The organism is Pseudomonas sp. 65/3-MNA-CIBAN-0223 (assembly GCF_040310425.1).
In the GTDB taxonomy this organism is placed as follows: domain Bacteria; phylum Pseudomonadota; class Gammaproteobacteria; order Pseudomonadales; family Pseudomonadaceae; genus Aquipseudomonas; species Aquipseudomonas gregormendelii.
In genome coordinates, this window is record NZ_JBEOPV010000006.1 from 283,754 (window position 1) to 303,980 (window position 20,227).

The following is a 20,227-nucleotide window of genomic DNA, read 5'->3' on the forward strand; positions in this document are numbered from 1 at the left end:
CCTTTCTGAAAAAGCTCAACCGGCCATGCACATCCTGCGCGACCAGTCAGTCCCCATGCGCGATGGCGTGCACCTGGCCACCGACGTCTATCTGCCGATAAACGCCGCAAGTCCATTGCCGGTCGTTATCGAACGCACGCCTTATGACAAAAGCAAACCCTCGCGCTCGGAGAAGCAGCTCGACGGCCAGCACATCTCCCGCGAGGCCATGGCTGCACGGTTTACCGAGCAAGGGTTCGTGGCGATCTTTCAGGATTGTCGCGGCCGTTATGCCTCTGAAGGGGTGTTCACCAAGTACACGGCAGAAGGCGAAGACGGTTTCGACACGCTCGCCTGGATCGTCAAGCAACCCTGGTGCAACGGTAAAGTCGGCAGCATGGGGTTGTCGTATGCGGCCCATACGCAGCTGGCGATGGCCTGCCTGCATCCGCCGGGGCTGAGCAGCATGGTCCTGGACTCGGGGGGGTTTTCCAACGCCTTCCAGTGCGGCATTCGTCAGGGGGGTGCGTTCGAACTCAAGCAGGCCACCTGGGCCTGGCGCCAGGCCAAGGAGAGCCCGGCAGCACTCGCCGATCCGCAGATTCGCGAAGCCCTGGAGCAGGAAGATATCCATCAATGGTTTGCCCGCATGCCGTGGCAGCCAGGCGAGTCGCCGATCCGCCACGTGCCGGAATACGAGGCGTACCTGCTTGAGCAATGGGCCCAAGGCAGCTTCAGCGATTACTGGCGCAAGCCGGGGATTTACGCCGAAGGGCATTACGCTGACTTGCCGGATATCCCGGTGCTGTTCATGTCGAGCTGGTATGACGCCTATGTCAGTTCGACGCTCGCCAACTACAGCGCATTCCAACGCCACACTAGTGCGCCACAGCATTTGATCATGGGGCCCTGGCTGCATGGTGACCGCAACATCAGTCACAGCGGCGATGTCGAGTTTGGTACGGCGGCGAACTTCGACGGGCAGGTGGCCGAGGACTGGCTGACGTGCCGGCTGCAATGGTTCGAGCGCTCGCTCAAGGACACTCCAACGCTAGCGCCAGCGTCGGCCCCGGTGAAAGTGTTCCTGATGGGTGGCGGCGACGGTACGGCTGATGCAACCGGCCGCCTGCAACATGGCGGGCGCTGGCTGCATGGGCAACAGTGGCCGCTGCCTGGCAGTGAGACAATGAATTTATATCTGCACCACGACCGGTGCCTGAGTGCCACGCCACCACGCGTGGATGAGGCGAAGCTGAGCTATCGCGCCGACCCTGACCACCCCGTCCCCACCGTCGGCGGCGCGCTCACCTCCGGCGCCCCGGTGTTTGTCGGTGGCGCGTTCGATCAACGGGAGCGGGCGGATTTTTTTGGCACCCGTGGCAACAATCAGCCCCTGGCAGAGCGGGCGGACGTGCTGAGCTTTCAAACCCCGCCATTGACCGAAGACCTGATCGTCGCGGGGCCTCTGCAGATAGAACTGTGGATCGACAGCGACGCGCCCGACACTGACTTCACCGCCAAACTGGTAGACGTCTATCCACCCAGCGCCGACTTCCCACAGGGCTACGCGATGAATATCACCGACGGCATCCGCCGCTGCCGTTATCGGGACTCGTGGGAAACCCCGCAACCACTGACACCGGGCAAGCGGGTCAAGGTGGTCATCGAACCGTTCGCGACCTGCAACCTGTTCAAGCGCGGCCATCAACTGCGTCTGGACATTGCCAGCAGCAACTTCCCGCACTTCGACGTCAACCCCAACAGCGGCGAACCCGAAGGCCAGGCCCATCACAAGCAAATCGCCACCAATACCGTACATATGAGCAAGGACTTTGCCTCGCGCCTGGTGCTGACGGTTCTTCCGCCAGACGTGTAGGAGACGGCTTGCTGGCGATCATCGCGACGCGGTGTGCCAGGCTGGACGCCATCGCCGGCAAGCCGGCTCCCACAAGGGTGCATCGTCGCCTGAAGATCAGTGTGGGAGCGAGCCTGCTCGCGATAGCGCCCCATCAGTTGCTCGCGATGGCGCCAGCTTCACGGGCGCTTCCAGCCGCGCGCGACCGTAGAACGCCAGCGCCGTCAGCAGGCAGGCCAGCCACACGAAGATCCCGGCCCAGAAGGTGTGGGACATGTAGTGCCACCCTTGCAGGACTCGGGTGGTGCCGTACACGAAACCCAGCGCCAGCGAGCCGTACATCAGCGCCTTGGAATAGCGCCAGCGATAACGACGCGCCACGAAGTACAGCGCCAGCATGGTGAAACCACCCGAGGCATGCCCGCCTGGCCAGCAGCGCCCTTCACCCGCGACTTTGAGCAGGTCGAAGTTCTGGTACCACTCCTTGTGCTCGATCTTGCCGCCGTACTGGGTGGTTTCAATCGGGCAGTACACGCTGGTGTGGCCCTTGAGGTAGTGGATCACGCCGGTGCTGATGGAAAACGCGAACACCACGTACAGGAAATCCCGACGGTGTCTGGTGGCAAATCGCAGCACCGGGGCCAGCTTGATTCGCTCCAGGAAGCGGATGAGCTTCGCATGCTTTTCAGCCTTCAGACGCGGCCATAAAAAGGACAGCAAGGCGCCGATGATTGCGATTTCACCGGTCCAGTTGGGGATGATGCGCGCCCATTTATGGGTGATTTTTTCGAACAGGTGCACGTGGTCCAGCGGGAAAGTCTGGCTGACCGGGTCATAAAAAAGATCATTGAAGGCGATGTCGATTCGGGTCAGGTCGAACAGCAGGAACACCGCGACGGCGAGGGCCAGCGGGATACCGAAATTGAAGGCATAGAAGCGCATGGATCGGCTCATTGGGTGGTCACCGAGCGCCAGTCGGAAGCTTCTACGAAGCCCAGCATGCGCGGCACGGTAAAGGCTTGGGCAGAGATGAACAGCGACGCCCCGTAACCGAGGGTCGAGACGGGCAGCTTGAGGTCTTTTTCCAGTTGCGCCATGCACTCGCTGTGCGTGACCAGAATCAGGTTGCGGCCCGGTACTTTATGCATCAGTGCATCCTTCAGCATGGTGCCCCGGCAATTGATCAACCACTCTTCACCGGCGCCCACTTTGTTGAACATGTACCCGGCCGTCTGCGCAGTACGCAGTATCGGGCTGTTGTAGACGTCCGCCTTGTCGAGCCCCAACTGCTCGAACTGCGCGCCGACGCCCACCGCGACACTGCGCGAGCGCGAGGTGATGCCGTCCTCGCCACTCAGGCACGCGGCGCTGGAGTGATCGCAACGCTCGACGTGGCGCACCAGGACGATCATGTCGCCCTTAGCCCAGCCATCGAGCAATGCCCGGGCGCCAGCAGTATTGCCATGGGCCAGGTCGGGTACGGCGGCGGGTGCCAACAGCCAGAGGGTCAACGGAATCACCAGCAGGGCAGACGCCAGGACCACGACCGTATTTCGATAACGGGTCAGCCAGCTCAGATCAATAGAGCGCTTTATGCCCAACAGACTCAGTCTTAATTCCACATCTGGCCGCCTCGCCGGCATGCATCATCTTCATTTGATGCCGCGAAGTTAGAGAGTGGGGCGTTGGCAGGGGGTGAAACGAATGTGAAAAAAAGCTTAAGAAAAGATCGCAGCCTCGTTTCGCTCGGCAGCTCCTACAGCAGGCCCGCGGCGGGCTCCCTCGTAGGAGCTGCCAAGTGAAACGAGGCTGCGATCTTTTGACCTTCAGTTACCAGGCCAGCTGCCGATACCCCCCTGCTACCCATTTTTTGCTGGCTCTCAAAAACAACAATCTTCCAGCCTAACGACGATCAAGAAACACAACGTTCCTGGAGGAATTGTGATGAATAGCTGGTTCGGCAACATCAGCGTAAACCTGAAACTGGGCCTGGGATTTGGCCTGGTCCTGGCACTGACCTGCGTCCTCGCCCTGACCGGCTGGACAAGCCTGGGCGGGTTGATTGACCGCAGCAACTGGATGAGCGACATCACCCAGCTCAACGCTGGCCTGACCAAGCTGCGAGTGGTGCGCCTGCAATACATGCTGACCAACGGCGACGAAACCGCCGCGCAGAATGTACAGACCACCCTCGACGCGTTTTCCGCCCAGCAACAAGCGTTGCTGGTGAAATTCAAGAGCCCGGAAAACCTCAAGCTGCTGCGCGAGCAAGGCGCTCAGATCGACGCCTACAAAACGTCCCTGAACAAGATGCGCAGTGCCTACCGCTCCGGCAACAGCGCGCGCGACGCCATGGGCGCCAACGCCGAAATCGCCAATTCGCTGATCAATGCCATCAACACTCGCGTGCAGCAAATGCCGCCCGGCGACCAGCGCTTTGAACAGTTCCAGGCCATCACTGCGGCCAAGGAAGCCTTCCTGCTGGCCCGCTACGAAGTGCGCGGCTACACCGCCACCTCCAATGCCGAGACCGAGCAAAAAGCGCTCGGCCAACTGGACGCCGCGATTGCCAGCCTGACACCGCTCAACGTGCATTTCGCTGATACTCAGCTCGACGCACTGCGTCAGCTGGAAACCGCGCTGGGCAACTACCGCAGTGCATTGCAGGCTTACAAGAATGCCAGCAGTGAGGCGGTTCAGGCGCGCAAGGAAATGACCGACGAAGGCGCGGCCATCGTGTCCCTGAGCGATCAGCTGTATCAAATCCAGCTCGACCGCCGCGACGTCGAAAGCGCACAGGCGCGCACCCTGCAATTGATCAGCACCCTGCTGGCGCTGCTGGTGGGCATCATTGCCGCTGTGCTCATCACCCGGCAGATCACCGGCCCGCTGCGGGAAACCCTGGCGGTGGTCGAGCGTATTGCCGGAGGCGACCTTTCGCAGGACATCAAGGTCACTCGCCGCGATGAACTGGGCGTGTTGCAACAAGGCATCGCGCGCATGGGCGTGACCCTGCGTGAACTGATCAGCGGCATCCGCGACGGCGTCGCACAGATTGCCAGTGCCGCTGAAGAGCTGTCCGCCGTCACCGAGCAAACCAGCGCCGGCGTCAACAGCCAGAAGGTCGAGACCGATCAGGTGGCCACCGCCATGCACGAGATGACCGCGACTGTGCAGGAGGTGGCGCGCAATGCCGAACAGGCCTCGCAAGCGGCCGCCGCCGCTGATGGCGAAGCGCGTGCAGGCGACAAGGTGGTCAACGAAGCCATTGCGCAGATCGAACGCCTGGCCAGCGAAGTGGCGCGTTCCACCGAAGCCATGAGTGTGCTGCAACAGGAAAGCGACAAGATCGGCAGCGTCATGGACGTGATCAAAGCCGTCGCCGAGCAGACCAATCTGCTTGCACTCAACGCCGCCATCGAAGCGGCTCGCGCCGGTGAAGCCGGCCGTGGCTTTGCCGTGGTTGCCGATGAAGTTCGCGGGCTGGCCCAGCGCACGCAGAAATCCACCGAGGAGATCGAAGGCCTGGTGGCCGGTTTGCAGAACGGCACCCAGCAGGTATCGACTGTGATGAACAACAGCCGCACCCTGACCGACAGCAGTGTCGCCCTGACCCGCAAGGCTGGCCTGTCCCTGGAGACCATCACCCGCACGGTGTCGAACATCCAGTCGATGAACCAGCAGATCGCCGCCGCGGCCGAACAGCAAAGCGCCGTGGCCGAAGAGATCAGCCGCAGCATCATCAACGTGCGCGACGTGTCGGAACAGACCGCGGCAGCGAGCGACGAGACGGCCAAGTCCAGTGTCGAACTGGCGCGCCTGGGTGGTCAGTTACAGATGATGGTGAGCCACTTCCGCGTTTGATCACGCGGTTGCGGTGAATGGCAGATCGTTTCGCCAAGCATCGCCGCTCCCACAAGGTTTACGTCGTTCACGAGTTCATCGAACGACACATATCCCTGTGGGAACGGAGTTGTGCCAGGCGGCGTTGCGAAGAAATGGTCTGACGGCCTGTGAAGTTTAGGCATCCCACGGGTTGATCACTTCAACTACGCAAAACTCGAAGTCCCGCACGTTTCGCGTGGCAATCGCCGCCCCATGGCTTCGGCAAATGGCGGCGATTTGCGCATCAGCCATCGAAACCGTTCGACCACTTGCCTCTGCGCCTGCTACCAGCGCCGCATACTCCACCCCAGCGTGAGCATCAAACGGCAGAATGCGTCCGGCGAAATCCTCTTCGAACATCGCCATCGCATGGGACTCCAGTTTCTGTTTGCGCTTACCGAACGGAAGTCGAGCAATGCCGTGCAGAATTTCCGCGACAGTGATCGCGCTGATAGCCAGCTCCATCGCCGGCTGCGAATCGACCCAATCCAGAACCTTTGAATCAGGTTCGACGCGCATAAACTCTGAAAGAACATTTGTGTCGAGCAAGATCATTCAGAAAAGTCCACCGCAGTCGCTTTTTCATGCCGTGATGGCAGGTTTAGCTCTACTCCAGCGTCACCGGAAAATCGCTGGTGAATACGACTCCCCAAGCCACCAGCACGCTGCACGGGTGACAACGCCCGCCCCAGGATCAGACGAGCCTCCTCTTCCATGGAATGACCATGATGAGCTGCAGCAATGCGCAGTTGCTCCTTTACCTGATCGTCAAGGTTTCGAATTGTAATGCTCGCCATGACGCACTCCTGCAATCAATGAAATCAATGAAATCATTGATTGCAGCGTAGCACGTTTTATTTGCAGGGCGTGCCAGTCAGCCCGGTAACCCGTGCAGGCTTGGCGCCTACCTCACCGCGTCCCACGCTGGCGCAACGCCGATGGCATGAAATAGGCGTCTTCGGGGATCGGCTGGGAGAAGTCCACGGTCTGCGGTTCTTCGTTATCCAGGTTCTGCACGTAGTAACGGCGCGCCTGCAGGTCGTGGAACACGTCCAGGGCGCTCCAGGTGGTGGGCAGGTCGTAGAAGTTCTTCAGGTAGCCCATCGACACCCGCCACAACTCCCCTCGCCCGTCGTACTGATCCACCAGCGCGGCGCCCCAGCTGTCTTCATCGAGGAACAACACTCGTTTGGAATAGATGTGCCGCGAGCCGGGTTTGAGCGTGCCTTCCACGACCCACACCCGGTGCAGTTCGTAGCGGGTGTATTGCGGGTTGAGGTGGCCGGGGGTGAGCAGGTCTGAGTACTTCACCTGGGGGCTGCCTACCTTGTAGCTGTTGTAGGGAATGTAGACCTCCTGCTTGCCCTTGAGCTTCCAGTCGTAGCGGTCCGGGGAGCCATTGAACAGGTCGGTGTCGTCGGCTGTGCGCAGGCCGTCCGACGAGGCGATCGGCGTGTCGTAAGCCAGGTTCGGTGCCCGCCGCACGCGGCGCTGGCCGGCGTCGTAGATCCAGGCCTGGCGTGGGTCCTTGAGCTGGTCCAGGGTCTCGTGGATCAGCGCCGCACCACCGGCCAGCCGGGCCGGGCTTTTGACGAAGGCCAGGTAGTAGAACAGGATGTTTTTCAGGTCGGCGAACTGGCCGCCCGGGCGGTAGTAGTTGAACAGCCCTTCCTGTTGCGAGGTCACCAGGGCGAAGCTGCCATTACGCTGCACCGGCGCTTCGGAGGCGCGTCGGACTACGTAGATCCCGCGATAGCGGGTGATGTGGTTCCACAACGCTTCTACGCCATCCTTGGGCACCGGGAAGGGTACGCAGCCATAGGCATCGGCAAAGCCGGTACCGCCATCGAGCAGCTTCGCGCTGGTGGCGTTCTTGAACGTGTTGTCGTACAGCCACTGCGGCGCCGAGCCCGAGCGACGACTGGTGTACACCGGCATCTGGAAGGTGTCGGGGTAGCTGTTGAACAGCGCGATCTGGCCTGCACTGAGGTGCGCCTTGTACTGGTCAAGGTTGGCCTTGGTGATGGTGAACAGTGGCTTGTCTGTTGCGTACGGGTCGGGGTGATGCTGGCCCGGTTTGTAGCCCGCGGGCGGCTGGGTGATGCCGCCGTCCCAGGCCGGAATGGTGCCGGCAGCGTTGCCGGCACGCTCGGCGCCCAGAGGGGTCAGTGTGGTCTTGAGTTGCTGCGCTTGCTGGGGCGTGATGGCTGCCAGCGCGCTGCCGGCAGCCAGGCTCAGAACCACGGCCAGCGTAGTGTTGATCAGTCGTGACGTATGCAACATGGACATTCTCCAAAATAGAAATCCTGTGGGAGCAAGGCTTGCTCCTACAGAGCCGCGCTCCCACCATTGAGTGCGCTTACCTGGACCGGGCCATCACAGGAAGTACTTGAGGTTGAACCCAACGTTGTCGCGGTCGCGGATACCGTTGTTCTGGCCTCCGCCGTAGAACTCGGTGTACTGCAACTCGGCCTCGAACCTGTTCTGGTAGTTGGCCTTGATGCCCAGGGTGTAGGCCTTGCGCCCTTCGATGGTGTTGCCCGCCTGGTAGCTGTTGCCCTTGAAATCATCCTTGTAGACGACATAGGGCGAGACGTTGACCCCGGCATACACATCGTTCCAGGTGCCGTTGACCATGGCGGTGTAGCTGTAGGAGTTGCGGTTGACCTGGTCGCCGCGATCGCCGCCGGACACGTAGGAATAGTTGCCGGTGCCGGCGTAATAACGGGTGCTGCCGTCGTAGGCGGTGTATTGCAGGTTGCTGCCACGCAAGTGCTCGGACGCCAGTTCGAATACGCCGAACATCGAGTCGAACGACAGGCTCGGGCCAAAGTTGTAGATCGTCCCCAGGGAGGTGTTGAACGCTTCGACCCGCTCGCCGTTGTTGATCTGGCTGTCGAGCTGGACCATCTGCCCGCCGATATTGATCGTCTGCCCGGCAGCCGCCGCAGCAGCGCCGTTGGCCAGGTCGCCGATCAGGTCGTTGGTTGCGGCGACGCCGATCGGCAGGTTCGGCCGATAAGCCACTTCACCGAATACCGACGCCTGGCCCAGGGTGGTGTTGAAGCTGAAGCCATACATGCGAATGTCTTCGGCATAGCGCCGATGCGCCTGGATATTGCCCAGCACGTCGGCGGTCGCCAGGCCGTTGGCCAGTTGCCCGGCCTGGCTGCCGGCAACGCCGGCGAGCAGATTGGTCAGGGCATCCATGTCGATGCCCTGGTAACCACCGAGGTTGGCGGAGATGGTCGGCTCCTTGGCGTGATAGTTGACCATGTACAGCCCGAACTCGGTGCTGTTGAGCTGTTCGGCAATGTAGCGAAAGGCGAAGCCAAACTGCCCGTCGTTACGGGCGTTGTAGTCCTTGCCCACCGACGCCACCTTCAGCGTATTGCCGAACGCCGGGGTCACGCCATTGGCGTACAGGCCGGTGGTACCCAGCGCCTGGTTGAGCAACGGGTTATTGCCCAGCGCGCTGTACAGGTCGATCACATTGCCGAACCCTGGCACCGGCGTATCCAGCGCAGTGCCGGTAAAATTGTTGTAGGCGGTGTTGCCGCCATCGGCGAACAGGTCGGTCTGGGCGTAGAAGGTGCCGACCGGATCGATGCGGGTTTCCTTCCAGTTGGTCTGGTAGAAACTCTCCATGGTCAGGATGTCGGTCAGGCCAATGTTGAAGCTGAGCGCCTCGACCGGGATCAGCACTTCCTTGACCTCGGCACCGGGCAAACGGTACTTGGCGGCGTCCACCGGGTTGGTGGTGTTGATCCCGCCCCGATAGAAAATGCCCTCGCCCCAGTTGAACACCTGGCGGCCGAGGCGGCCCGTCACCGGCATCGATGCCACGTCCCAGTTGCCATACACGTAGGCGTCGAGCATCTCCACCCGGTTGCCGGCAATGTCGCGGGTCTGGTTGGTGAAGTGATCGTCCTGGGGATAACTCTGACTCGGCTGCGAGGGGCTATTGTTGCGGTAGTAATCGTTGCGCTTGTCCATCAGCTGGGTGTCATAGAACGCGGTGCCGCGCACGAACAACCCGTAGTTCTGGTAGTTGGCCTCGAGCTCGGAAGTGATCTTGTACACCTCGGAAACCAGCCCGGTATCGAAGTTGCGGTTGCCGTCGTTGGTATTGACGTCATCGTTAGTCTTGTCCCGTCCCTGCACCCGCCACATACGGCCATAAGACAAGGTGCTGTCAAACGAGCCGGTGACCTGCTGGTCGAGCACACTGAATTCCACGGCCTGTACTGCGTCCGCCGCACACAGTTGCAGCAGCCCTGCCAGGCCTGCGCCGGTGATGCCGGCGCCAGACAGTTGTAAGCGCATCCTCATGGTCAGTTTCTCCTTCCCTGATTTTATTGTTTGGGTGTGCGGGCAACTTCGCCGCGATGGTCAGGGCGCCAACCCCGCCCTGACATAAATCCGGCTGTGCGCGCCGAAATGCCCCAGCAACTGCAACAGTTGCCGGTTGAGTTGCGGGTGGTCGTAGTCTTCGCGCCTGACCTGATTACTGGCGCTGAAATCGCTGGTGGCCGGGGCGGTTGCCAGCCATTGTTCGATGGCTTCATCAAAGGCAGCGGACTCGGCGACGGCCTGGGCACTGACCACTTCACGCAGGTAGTCCACCGAGTACGGCGGGTAATCGGCGTCTTCAGCGAGCCTGGCGTATGCCGCGATCATCGGATGCGGTTCTGCGGCTTTCAGCAGCCGACGCAGCCAGGCGGCTTGATACTTCTCGACCTCCATGTGCCGGGTTGCGACGCGCTGGATGGCGGCGTGTTTGTCGCTGTCGAAACCCGCCAGTGCCTTGGCTTCCATCAGCAGCAAACTGGCCAGCCCGGCGCCGGGCAGTGGCTTGGCGTGATAGGGCTGGGTCAGGTCCTGAATGTGGTGCAGGCCCCAGCCAAGGAAGCGGTAACCCCAATACGAATGCCCCGTCGCAAAGGCCAGGCGCGCCAGCCCCATGTATTGGTAAGCGCGCCAGTGCGGCCAGCTGCGCTGCAGAAAACCGGCAGCGGCGTACACCACCGGGCTCTCATGGAAGAAGCCCATGTGGAAGGGAGCCTGGGAGCTGTATTGAAAACGTGAGTCGCCAAAAGGCTGCGGGCCGAAGCCGTAGCGCCCGCCGACCTCGCCAGGGTTGTCGCTGAACAGATTGATGTCGTGGCCATAATCCGGTTCGTCGGCGGCGCTGGCCAGCACCGCCAGGGGCGGCAGTTTTTCGCCGGTCAGCACGTGGATAAAGCGCTGGCGATTCCAGGGCGAGAGGGTCTGCTCAACCATCACCTGGTTGGCCTTCAAGTGTTCGCGTTCGGGCAGGTCGCGTCCCGGCAGTGGCTGGATGACCATCGCCAGATGAATCTGCGGGTTGATGCGCAACGCGGTAAGGAAGGCGTGTTGCAGATTGTCCCCGGGTTCGGCGGGTAGTTTCAGGTCGTCGGGACGTGTCGGGTATTGGGCGAAATGCTGGCGGGCAAACTGCTCCTGCTCATCGAGCAATTGGGCCACTGCCGGGTACTGCTGGGCGAGGAACTGCTCCAGGGGCTCGACTTCCACCTGGGGCGCTTCGCGCAGGGCGGGCAACGCTTGCAATGCCAGGTAGCTGCCCACTGTGTGATTGGACCAGCCCCAGGCTGACGGGGCCGTGACACACAACACCAGCAGGATAAATGGCAGCTTCATTGCTCGGATTTCTTATTGGATGTGCAGTAGGGATGAGCCTAACAACCACACCTGGCCGTGACACTGTCCGATCCGGCCGAAAAAGTTCTCCGATAGCGCCATGGGTTGCTCAACGCATCAAGCCGGGTAACCCGTGATCTCGCGAATGCTTTGGTACAACGGTTTCAACTGACGATACATGAGCAGGTACACCTCCTTGTACAGGCGCTCGTAGGTCTGATGCGCCTCGGCCTGTGGCATGAATACCGCGCCGACCCGGGTCATCGCCGCCGTTGCCGTGGCAAAGTCCGCGTGCAGTCCCAGCCCGACGGCGCAGCAAATGGCCGCGCCCAGACCGGAGGCCTCGTACACGTGCGGACGCTCGGCAGGCAGGCCGAAAATGTCCGCCGTCAGTTGCATCGCCGCATCGCTCTGGGAGCCACCGCCGGCAATGCGCAAGCGCTTGATGGAGACCTTCGAGCGCTTCTCGATACTCTCCATGCCCTGGCGCAAGGCGTACGCCAGGCCTTCAAGGATCGCCCGATAGATATGCGCGCGGGTATGCACGTCGCCGAAGCCGATCATCGCGCCTTTGGCTTCGACTCCCGGCTCGCGAATGCCCGGTGACCAATAGGGTTGCAGCATCAACCCCATAGACCCCGCAGGCACGGCATTGACCAGGGCGTCGAACAGTTGCTCCGGCTCCACCCCCTGCTCCCTGGCCTGTTGCATTTCCCGCAGGCCGAACTCGTTCTTGAACCAGCTGACCATCCAGTAACCGCGATAAATCATCACCTCGCAGTTGTAGTGGTCTGGAACGGCCGCCGGATAGGGCGGGATCAGCGGGACGATTTCCAGGTAGCGCGAACGGGTGCTGGTGATGGTCGCCGTGGTGCCATAGGACAGGCACACCGTGCTGGAATCCACCACCCCGGCGCCCACCACCTCGCAAGCCTTGTCGGCACCGGCGGCAATCAGCGGCAGCCCTTCGGGAATGCCGGTGTGGCGGCTGGCAGTGGCGCTGATGTAGCCCAGGGTTTCGCCGGGCTTGAGCAGGCTGGGCAGTTGCTCGGGGCGCACCGCGAGGGCCTGCCATTTCCAGTCGGAGGGCGCCGCCCAGCGCAGGCGCTTGAAGTCGAAGGGCAGATAACCGACGCAGCCGCCGACCGAATCGACAAAGCGCCCGCACAGCCGATGGGTGAGAAATCCCGAGAGCAGCAAAAACTTGTCGGTTGCCGCCCACACTTCGGGCTGATGACGAGCGACCCAGTTGGCTTCTGCCTGGGCGCGAAAATAGTCCACGGTGGCCTGGGCACCCACCAGTTTGAACAGCCAGCCCCAGGGTCCCTTGATGCCGCCTTCGACCTCGGTCTGGCGCTGGTCGAGCCAGAGGATCGCCGGGCGCAACGGGTTGCCCTGGGCGTCGACGTTGATCAAGGTGCCGCGCTGGGTGGTCAGGGAAACGCCGGCAATCTGTGCTCGATCAATCCCGGTCTGCGCCCACAGCAACTGGCAGGCTTCACCCAGTTTGGCCCAGTAATAATCCGGGTCCTGCTCGGCCCAGCCAGGCTGGGTGGAGTAGTAGGCTTGCAGTTCGACCTTGCCTTTGCCCAGCAGATTGCCTTGAAGATCGAACAGCAACGCCCGCACGCTTTGGGTTCCATTGTCGATGGCCAGCAGGTAACGCTTGTTCGGGTGGTTGTCCATGGAGCTCTCTTCAATGGGCATGAGGGCCTGCATATCTGCGGTTTTCTAAGGTTCGTGGCAGCCGTTTCATGGCAAGCCGTGCTGCCGCTGCCACAACGCCCGGTACAGCTGCTCCTCCTGCTGCCAACGGGCATCATCCCAGCCCAGCCGGGGCTGGCACAGTTGGCGAATGGCAGGCAAAAACGCCTCGCCGCCGGCGCGCAGCAACAGCCCCAGGCGGGTGCGGCGCAGCAGCAGGTCATCCAGGTGCAGGACCATTTCAGTGTCGCAGGCCAGCGCCAGTTCCGCCCACAAGGTATCAGTGGCGCCAACGGTGTCATGGCCCAACTCTTCGAGCAATTGCGCCAGTCGCGGCAGGGCTCGACCGTGACGCCCGGCCAACCGCCGCCACTGGTAGCTGCTGAGCCCCGGGATCACCAAAGGTGGCACGGCGGCAAACACTGGCGCGCCGTCATCGTTCAACGTACGCCCGAGCATCGGCGCACAGGCCTTGAGCACTTCAATGGCCTGCGGGCGGAATGTGGTCAGCTTGCCCCCCGCCAGCGTCACACAACCGGGCTCTTGCCACAGCACATGCTCGCGGGTTTCGTTTGACGGTTTACCCTGCTGCTGGCCTGCAGCGCTGCCCACCACCGGGCGCACGCCGGACCAGGTCGACAGCACATCGCCAGCCACCACCCCGGCCTGGGGGAACTGCTGGGCGCAGGCTGCCAGCAGGTAGTCGAGTTCCTCGGCACTGATGCTGGCGCTCAGGTCCAGGTCGTCGTGATGATCCAGGTCCGTGGTGCCGACGACGGTGGCGCCTTCCCACGGAAAAACAAACACCGGGCGGCGGTCGCCGTGATGCAGAAACGTGAAGGCCTGGGCCACCGGCAAACGCCACCCTGGCAGCAACAGATGACTGCCACGCAACGGTCGCAATTGACGGGGATGTTCAGGCGGTCGCAGACGTTCAGCCCAGGCACCGGTCGCCACCGCCAAAACGCCACAGCGCAGTTGCAGCCCTGCCCCGCCTTCGCAGTCCTCGACCTGCACCCCGCACACCCGCCCGCCTTCGCGCAGCAATTGAACGACTCGCAGGCCATTGAGCACGACCGCGCCGTCAGCACGTGCCTCGGCCAATACACGCATCACCAGGCGGGCGTCGTCGGTCAGCGCATCGACAAAACCGGAGCCGCCCAGCAAATCGTCTTCCTTCACTCCCGGTGCCATGTACCGCAGTTGCTGCGCGTCATGAAAACGATGATTACGCCTCCCGGCCAACGCGTCATACACGGCCAACAAACCACCCATGACGCGGGGGCCAGGAAAGCCGCCGCGGTAATGCGGCATCATGAAACTCATGGGCTCCACCAACCCTGGAGCTTCATCCAGCAGGCGTTGGCGCTCGCGCACTGAGTCGCGAGTCAGGCGCCACTGGCCCTTGGCGATGTAACGCAAGCCGCCATGGACCATTTTCGAAGAACGACTGGAGGTGCCCCAGGCAAAGTCGCGCTGCTCCAACAACAGGCAGCGCCAGCCACGGCGCGCGGCCTCACGCACGATGCCGGCACCGCTGATACCGCCACCGATGACGATCAGGTCCCAGGCCTCATCCGCCAGGGTCGGCAGCGCGGCCTCTCGCCACGCGCCATTCCAGTCCGGGTTCATCGTCGTCACTCCTGCAGCAACGTGCCAGGGTTGAGCCGCCCGGCCGGATCGAAATGCCGACTCAACGCCTGCAAGGTGTCAATCGCCAGCGCCCCCTTCTCCCGCAGCAGATACGCCGCGTGGTCCTTGCCCACGCCATGCTGGTGACTGATGGTGCCGCCGTTGTCGACGATAGTTTGACTGGCGGCGTGCTTGAGCGCCTGCCAGCGTGCCAGGGTCGCCGGGTAATCCGCCGCCGGACGAAAGACGTAGGTGGTGTAGATGCTCGAACCTTCGCCATACACATGGGACAGGTGGGTGAACACGTGCACCTGCTCACCCTGGGCCGCAAGTGCAGCACGCAGGCTTTGCTCGATACGCTCGAGCAGGTTGTCGACATTGCTCCAGTCGGTAGCGGTTTCCAGGGTGTCGACCACATAACCGGCGTTCCACAGGTTTTCCCGCAGGTAGGGAAAACGGAAGCGGTTCTGCGCCCATTTCTTGCCGAGCAAGGTACCGGTGAAGACTCCACCGAAGGCCTTCAAATGCTGGCGAGCCTGGCTGAGCGACAGCGCGTTCTGCCGGCGGTTGCCGGTGACGCCGAACGTCAACATGCATTTGCCGACGCCGGCTCCGCGCAGGGCGAGGTATTTTTCCAGCCAGGCAATCTGCTGCGGGTGACCGGCCAAGGCGAGCTGGGTTTCGGTTTCCAGGGCATTGGACAGGCGCAGCATCGACAACGGCACCCGCGCCTGGGCCAACTGCCGGATCGCCTGCAGCGCCTGTGACCAGTCGGGCAGGAAAACACTGTAGAAACGCTCATCGGCCGGCAGCGCACTGATTCGCACCTTGACCTGGGAAATGATGCCGAAGCGCCCCTCACAGCCGAGCACCACTTCGCGCAAATCGGGGCCTGCGGCCGAGGCCGGAAAGGTGGCGATTTCCAAGGGGCCGGCAAAGGTTTCCAGCGTGCCGCCGGCGAACAACTGCTCGATTCGCCCATAACGCAGCGACTGCTGGCCGCTGGAGCGGCTGGCGACCCAACCGCCCAGGGTCGACAACTCCCACGACTGCGGAAAATGCCCCAGGGTGTAACCACGGGCGCGTAGCTGACTCTCCACCTGCGGGCCGCTGGCACCGGGGCCGAAGGTGGCCAGCAGGCTTTGCTCGTCCAGGTCCAGCAAGCGATTCATGCGAGCCAGGGACACCGTCACCACTGGCCGCACCGAGTCTGGCGGGTTGATGTGCCCGGCCACGGAAGTGCCGCCGCCGTAGGGAATCAGGCAAAGGTCCTGGGTCTGGGCAAGCGCCAGCAACTGGCGGATCTGCCCGGCGCTGTCGGGAAAGGCCACGGCGTCGGGGTAGAGGCCGGGTGCCCCTTCGCGCAGCGCCAGCCAGTCTGGCAGGCTCTGGCCCCGGGCATGCAGCAGGCGATCATGCGGCTCGATACTGTACAGACCATGCGCCGCCAGCCGCGAAGCCGGTACCTTGGCCAGCGCCTCTTCGAGCGTTGCATCGGGCAATACACGACCGACACCCAGCCGCTCGGCGAGAAATCCCGCGCCCTGGGCCGGTAATTCGACCACCGTGGTTGCCTCTCCCCAGCCGTTCCAGCGTCGCATGCGTGTGTCCTTTTGCGGTTCTTATAAGTGATGTTTCAGACACCCATACTAGCCAGCCCGCCGAAAGTGTCACGGTCGCATCCGGCCACTTCGAGTAGCCAATTGAGTCAAACACCGCGCCAGGACTGGCCATTTACTTTAGCGGTAGTTTCACACTACCTTTCAGGGTATTCATCCGCACATGCGGGCCTTGATCAAAGGAACACGATCATGCAATCGCTGGGCTTCACTTCTGTTCCGCCACTGCTCAAATACCTGCGTTATGCCGAACAACTGGGTATCGCCACCGAGCCGGCGCTGGCGGCGGCCGGATTACAGGCGCAACAGTTGAGCGACAACAGCCTGCGGTTGCCGGGCGAGGTTCATGAGCGGTTGCTCGACTACTTCTGCGACCACTCGGCAGACCCGCTGTTCGGCCTCAACTCGGCGCGTTTCGTGCTACCCAATTCCTGGAGTGTGTTGGGTTACATCACCATGAACTGCGCGACTCTGGGCGATGCCATGAGCCGCATCATGCCGTTCGAAAAACTGGTCGGTGATATGGGCGTCAGCCGGGCCGAGGTACAGGACGCGCAGGTGCACCTGATCTGGACCTGCCGTCACCAACGCCCGCGCATTCGCCGGCACCTGGTGGAAAATGTCCTCGGCTCCTGGCTGCAGTACGCCCGCTGGATTGCCGACACCCAGCTGGCGCCGGCCGCAGTGTGGTTTGAGCACGCGCAGCCGGACGAAACCACGCTGGCGCACTACGAGGCGTTTTTCGACTGCCCGGTGCTGTTTGAGCAGCCCTACTCGGCGCTGATTGTGCCGCTGCCCTACCTGCAGCTGCCCTTGCGCCAGGCCGATGCGCAACTGCTGCGCACCCTGGAAGAGCATGCGCTGGGGTTGATGGCGACCCTGGAGGATGCGTCGCTGCAGGAGCGGGTCAAGGGCATTCTGCGCCAGCTGCTCAAGGAGGGGTTGCCGCGCAAGGAACAGGTGGCCGAACAGTTCGCCATGTCGGTGCGCACCCTGCAACGCCAGCTGCATCAGGCGGGTACTTCGTATCAACAGATCCTCGATGACCTGCGCCAGGAGCTGGCGGAGCATTACCTGCTCAACAGCACCCTGCCGATTCAGGATATCGCGCAGTACCTGGGGTTTACCGAGTCCCGGTCGTTTCATCGCTCATTCAAGAGCCGGCGGGGAATGCCGCCAGGGGAGTTTCGCCAGGTTCATCGAAGTGCGGAGCCAAGCTGACGCGAACCTGTGGGAGCCCGGCTTGCCGGCGATGACGGTGGCGGTGGCGGTGGTGAATGTCAGGCCGTCATCGCTGGCAAGCCAGGCTCCCACAGGGGATCGGGTGTCTGCGGGATTGGCGACTGGCGCAAGTGACCCAGTCAGTCGTGAGTCACCCGGGCGCGCTTGAGCAGTTTTTTGCAGCGTTCGGACAGGTGCAGCACCCGCAGGTGTTTACCGGCCTTGGCGTAGCGCTCGCGCAGGGTCATGAGCGCGGCAATGGCCGAGTAGTCGACGAAGCTCAGGTGGCGGCAGTCGATGGTCACCAGGTCGGGGTCGCTGGCGGGATCGAACTGGTTGAGAAACGGCGTGGTCGAGGCGAAGAACAGCGTGCCGTGCAGGTGATACAGCTTGCTGCCATCGGGCTCGATATGCGTATCGGCATACAGCTCGCGCGCCTGTTGCCAGGCGAAGTTGAGCGCCGCAATGACGATCCCGCAGAGCACGGCCGTTGCCAGGTCGGTGAACACCGTGATCACGGTGACCGCGACAATGACCAGCACGTCGTTAAGCGGCACCTTGTTGAGCACTCGCAGCGACGCCCAGGCGAAGGTCTGCTGTGACACCACGAACATCACCCCAACCAGCGCCGCCAGCGGGATGCGCTCGATCAGCGGCGACAGGAACAGCACGAACAGCAGGATCAGCACCCCGGCCACCACGCCGGACAGTCGACCACGGCCGCCGGAGCTGAGGTTGATCACGGTCTGACCGATCATCGCGCAGCCACCCATGCCGCCGAACACCCCGGAGACCATGTTGGCCGCACCCAGTGCCACACACTCGCGATCCGGATAGCCACGGCTCTCGGTGATTTCGTCGGTGAGGTTGAGGGTCAGCAGGGTTTCCAGCAGGCCGACCAGCGCCATCAGGATCGCGTAGGGGGCGACGATGCGCAGGGTCTCCAGGTTCCACGGGATGTCGGGCAGGGCAAAAGTCGGCAGGCCACCGGCGATGTGCGCCATGTCGCCGAGGGTGCGGGTCGGCAGGCCCAGCAGGAACACCGCCAGCCCCACGCCGAGAATCGCGACCAGCGCTGGCGGCACGGTACGGGTCAGGCGTGGCAGCAGGTAGACGATGGCCATGGTGACGGCCACCAGACCGAGCATGATGTACAGCGGCGCACCACTGAGCCAGGCGTCACCGCTCTTGAAGTGTTCGAGTTGTGCCAGGGCGATGATGATCGCCAGGCCGTTGACGAAACCGAGCATCACCGGGTGCGGCACCATGCGTACCAGCTTGCCCAGCTTGAGCAGCCCGAACGCCAGCATGATCAGCCCACCCAATAGCACGGTGGCCAGCAGGTACTGCACGCCGTGCTGCACCACCAGTGCGACGATCACCACCGCCATCGAGCCCGCAGCTCCCGAGACCATGCCTGGGCGACCGCCAAACAGCGCGGTGAGGGTGCAGATGATGAACGCACCGTAGAGCCCCATCAGCGGGTTGAGATGGGCGACCAGGGCAAAGGCGATGCATTCAGGGAGCAGGGCGAACGAGGTGGTGAGTCCGGCCAGGACATCGGCGCGCAGACGTTGTGTTTTCATGGGGTACCCAAAATTACGGGCCGCTGGGGCGTGGCCGGGAAAGAGGGTGAGGATGTTACGGAATCGGGGGAGATCAGGCTACTTTGGGGAACTCGGAAACGCCATCGCGGGCAAGCCCGCGATGAACGATGACTCGGTCTAGCGCAAACTCACACCATCTCGTCACGAATCCAGTCAACCACCGAAGTCCGCTGCGGTGCCCAGCCCAGCAGTTGCCGCGCATGCTGGCCGCGCACCCGGCTGTTGGAGCCCAGGCCATAGTTGGCCATCTCATAGCCCCACTCGGCTTCGGCATCCTTCAGCGGCCAGTCCTGCGGCTCACCCAGCTTCAAGGCTGCCGCCATGGCCGTGGTCATGTCGATGAACGAGGCCTCGCCACTTTCGACGAAGTAGAAAGTACCGGGCACGTTGCGGGTCAGCGCCAGCAGGTACAGGGCAACCACATCCTCGATATGCACGTTGGACCAGATGTTCCGGCCGCTGCCAACATGGCGCACCACCCCGCTCTTGCGGGCCTGTTTGAGCAAGCGTGGCAATTGCACGCTGTCGCGCTTGACGCCCAGGCTGTGGCCGTAAATCAGTGTGTTGCAGATCACGGCCGAGTTCACGCCGTCCTGCGCCGCTGCCAGGATCAGGTCATCGATGGCAACCCGGGCGGCCTTGTCCACCGTCGGCTCCGGCAGGTTGTCTTCGAAGTAGATCACGTCGCTGGCCTTGCCGCCGGACGCATCGCCGACGATGCTCGACCCGCTGGTGTGCAAAAACACCTTGTTGGAACCGCGCAGTGCGTCAAGCAAGGCCTCCACCGCGCCGCGGTGGTCGCTGCTGGCGGCGTTGATCACGGCGTCGGCAGCCCGGGCCTGGGCGGCAAGCATGGCGCTGTCGTCCAGCGTACCGATGACCGGGGAGATGCCCAGGGCGCTCAGCTCGTTGGCCTGCTCTGCGCTGCGAACCAGGCCTGTGACCTGGTGGCCAGCCCGGACCAGACCCGTGGCGATCGAACCGCCGATGAAACCTGCAGCGCCGGTGACGAATACGTTCATGGAGAAACTCCCTGCGTGAAT

Annotated in this window: 15 protein-coding genes and 1 pseudogene; 4 read left to right on the forward strand and 12 right to left on the reverse strand. The window is 62.6% G+C overall.

Features of this window, described 5'->3' with window-relative positions:
• The first annotated feature begins 25 nt into the window (after positions 1-25).
• Positions 26-1,855 (forward strand): CocE/NonD family hydrolase, encoded by a 1,830-nt coding sequence (locus AAEZ09_RS09390; RefSeq protein WP_350599266.1) that lies wholly within the window; start codon positions 26-28, stop codon positions 1,853-1,855.
• Positions 1,856-1,951: 96 nt separating this feature from the next.
• On the opposite strand, the gene AAEZ09_RS09395 is transcribed toward AAEZ09_RS09390, so the two are convergent.
• Positions 1,952-2,788 (reverse strand): phosphatase PAP2 family protein, encoded by an 837-nt coding sequence (locus AAEZ09_RS09395; protein WP_350599221.1) that lies wholly within the window; start codon positions 2,786-2,788, stop codon positions 1,952-1,954.
• Positions 2,785-3,456, reverse strand: a complete 672-nt coding sequence (gene pmrG, locus AAEZ09_RS09400; RefSeq protein WP_205894139.1) for a lipopolysaccharide core heptose(II)-phosphate phosphatase PmrG — start codon at positions 3,454-3,456, stop codon at positions 2,785-2,787. The genes AAEZ09_RS09395 and pmrG overlap by 4 nt, the downstream gene beginning before the upstream one ends.
• 457 nt (positions 3,457-3,913) lie before the next feature.
• Between pmrG and AAEZ09_RS29405 the strand changes: the two are divergent.
• Positions 3,914-4,792 (forward strand): annotated as a pseudogene (locus AAEZ09_RS29405) (methyl-accepting chemotaxis protein); the annotation flags it as partial.
• 201 nt (positions 4,793-4,993) lie between these two features.
• The gene (locus AAEZ09_RS29410; protein ID WP_502947569.1) at positions 4,994-5,698 is read left to right on the forward strand and encodes a methyl-accepting chemotaxis protein; all 705 of its coding nucleotides are present in this window, start codon (positions 4,994-4,996) and stop codon (positions 5,696-5,698) included.
• A 156-nt stretch (positions 5,699-5,854) separates the two neighbouring features.
• On the opposite strand, the gene AAEZ09_RS09410 is transcribed toward AAEZ09_RS29410, so the two are convergent.
• The 8 genes from AAEZ09_RS09410 to AAEZ09_RS09445 form a co-directional block, all read right to left on the reverse strand.
• Positions 5,855-6,274, reverse strand: coding sequence for a type II toxin-antitoxin system VapC family toxin (locus tag AAEZ09_RS09410; RefSeq protein ID WP_350599225.1), 420 nt, complete (start codon positions 6,272-6,274; stop codon positions 5,855-5,857).
• Entirely contained in the window at positions 6,271-6,516 is a 246-nt protein-coding gene (locus tag AAEZ09_RS09415) for a FitA-like ribbon-helix-helix domain-containing protein (RefSeq protein ID WP_205894142.1), read from the reverse strand. The genes AAEZ09_RS09410 and AAEZ09_RS09415 overlap by 4 nt, the downstream gene beginning before the upstream one ends.
• A 112-nt stretch (positions 6,517-6,628) precedes the next feature.
• Positions 6,629-8,002 (reverse strand): DUF1329 domain-containing protein, encoded by a 1,374-nt coding sequence (locus tag AAEZ09_RS09420; protein ID WP_350599227.1) that lies wholly within the window; start codon positions 8,000-8,002, stop codon positions 6,629-6,631.
• A gap of 93 nt (positions 8,003-8,095) precedes the next feature.
• Entirely contained in the window at positions 8,096-10,051 is a 1,956-nt protein-coding gene (locus tag AAEZ09_RS09425; RefSeq protein WP_350599229.1) for a DUF1302 domain-containing protein, read from the reverse strand.
• A gap of 60 nt (positions 10,052-10,111) precedes the next feature.
• Positions 10,112-11,401 (reverse strand): phospholipase C/P1 nuclease family protein, encoded by a 1,290-nt coding sequence (locus AAEZ09_RS09430; RefSeq protein ID WP_350599231.1) that lies wholly within the window; start codon positions 11,399-11,401, stop codon positions 10,112-10,114.
• A gap of 117 nt (positions 11,402-11,518) precedes the next feature.
• Complete coding sequence (locus tag AAEZ09_RS09435; RefSeq protein ID WP_350599233.1) at positions 11,519-13,087, reverse strand: FGGY-family carbohydrate kinase; 1,569 nt, start codon at positions 13,085-13,087, stop codon at positions 11,519-11,521.
• 66 nt (positions 13,088-13,153) lie between these two features.
• Positions 13,154-14,737 carry a glycerol-3-phosphate dehydrogenase/oxidase gene (locus AAEZ09_RS09440; RefSeq protein ID WP_205894146.1) on the reverse strand — a complete coding sequence of 528 codons (1,584 nt, stop codon included), beginning with the start codon at positions 14,735-14,737 and terminating at the stop codon, positions 13,154-13,156.
• Between the two features lie 5 nt (positions 14,738-14,742).
• Positions 14,743-16,338 (reverse strand): FAD-binding oxidoreductase, encoded by a 1,596-nt coding sequence (locus AAEZ09_RS09445; RefSeq protein ID WP_350599235.1) that lies wholly within the window; start codon positions 16,336-16,338, stop codon positions 14,743-14,745.
• Positions 16,339-16,548: 210 nt separating this feature from the next.
• On the opposite strand from AAEZ09_RS09445, the gene gliR reads away from it, so the two are divergent.
• Positions 16,549-17,577, forward strand: a complete 1,029-nt coding sequence (gene gliR, locus AAEZ09_RS09450; RefSeq protein WP_205894148.1) for an AraC family transcriptional regulator GliR — start codon at positions 16,549-16,551, stop codon at positions 17,575-17,577.
• 140 nt (positions 17,578-17,717) lie between these two features.
• Here the strand turns inward: gliR and AAEZ09_RS09455 are convergent, their stop codons facing one another.
• Positions 17,718-19,163: a SulP family inorganic anion transporter gene (locus tag AAEZ09_RS09455; protein ID WP_205894120.1), complete on the reverse strand. Its 1,446-nt coding sequence runs from the start codon at positions 19,161-19,163 to the stop codon at positions 17,718-17,720.
• A gap of 149 nt (positions 19,164-19,312) precedes the next feature.
• Positions 19,313-20,206 (reverse strand): NAD-dependent epimerase/dehydratase family protein, encoded by an 894-nt coding sequence (locus tag AAEZ09_RS09460; protein WP_045060082.1) that lies wholly within the window; start codon positions 20,204-20,206, stop codon positions 19,313-19,315.
• Positions 20,207-20,227: the final 21 nt, after the last annotated feature.

What these genes read in the sequence shown, in the direction of transcription:
- AAEZ09_RS29410 (WP_502947569.1), top strand. Translation starts at nt 4,994, where the DNA reads ATGACCGCGACTGTGCAGGAGGTGGCGCGCAATGCCGAACAGGCCTCG.
- AAEZ09_RS09415 (WP_205894142.1), bottom strand. Translation starts at nt 6,516, where the DNA reads ATGGCGAGCATTACAATTCGAAACCTTGACGATCAGGTAAAGGAGCAA.
- AAEZ09_RS09390 (WP_350599266.1), top strand. Translation starts at nt 26, where the DNA reads ATGCACATCCTGCGCGACCAGTCAGTCCCCATGCGCGATGGCGTGCAC.
- AAEZ09_RS09435 (WP_350599233.1), bottom strand. Translation starts at nt 13,087, where the DNA reads ATGGACAACCACCCGAACAAGCGTTACCTGCTGGCCATCGACAATGGA.
- AAEZ09_RS09430 (WP_350599231.1), bottom strand. Translation starts at nt 11,401, where the DNA reads ATGAAGCTGCCATTTATCCTGCTGGTGTTGTGTGTCACGGCCCCGTCA.
- gliR (WP_205894148.1), top strand. Translation starts at nt 16,549, where the DNA reads ATGCAATCGCTGGGCTTCACTTCTGTTCCGCCACTGCTCAAATACCTG.
- AAEZ09_RS09425 (WP_350599229.1), bottom strand. Translation starts at nt 10,051, where the DNA reads ATGAGGATGCGCTTACAACTGTCTGGCGCCGGCATCACCGGCGCAGGC.
- AAEZ09_RS09460 (WP_045060082.1), bottom strand. Translation starts at nt 20,206, where the DNA reads ATGAACGTATTCGTCACCGGCGCTGCAGGTTTCATCGGCGGTTCGATC.
- AAEZ09_RS09445 (WP_350599235.1), bottom strand. Translation starts at nt 16,338, where the DNA reads ATGCGACGCTGGAACGGCTGGGGAGAGGCAACCACGGTGGTCGAATTA.
- AAEZ09_RS09420 (WP_350599227.1), bottom strand. Translation starts at nt 8,002, where the DNA reads ATGTTGCATACGTCACGACTGATCAACACTACGCTGGCCGTGGTTCTG.
- AAEZ09_RS09395 (WP_350599221.1), bottom strand. Translation starts at nt 2,788, where the DNA reads ATGAGCCGATCCATGCGCTTCTATGCCTTCAATTTCGGTATCCCGCTG.
- AAEZ09_RS09440 (WP_205894146.1), bottom strand. Translation starts at nt 14,737, where the DNA reads ATGAACCCGGACTGGAATGGCGCGTGGCGAGAGGCCGCGCTGCCGACC.
- AAEZ09_RS09410 (WP_350599225.1), bottom strand. Translation starts at nt 6,274, where the DNA reads ATGATCTTGCTCGACACAAATGTTCTTTCAGAGTTTATGCGCGTCGAA.
- AAEZ09_RS09455 (WP_205894120.1), bottom strand. Translation starts at nt 19,163, where the DNA reads ATGAAAACACAACGTCTGCGCGCCGATGTCCTGGCCGGACTCACCACC.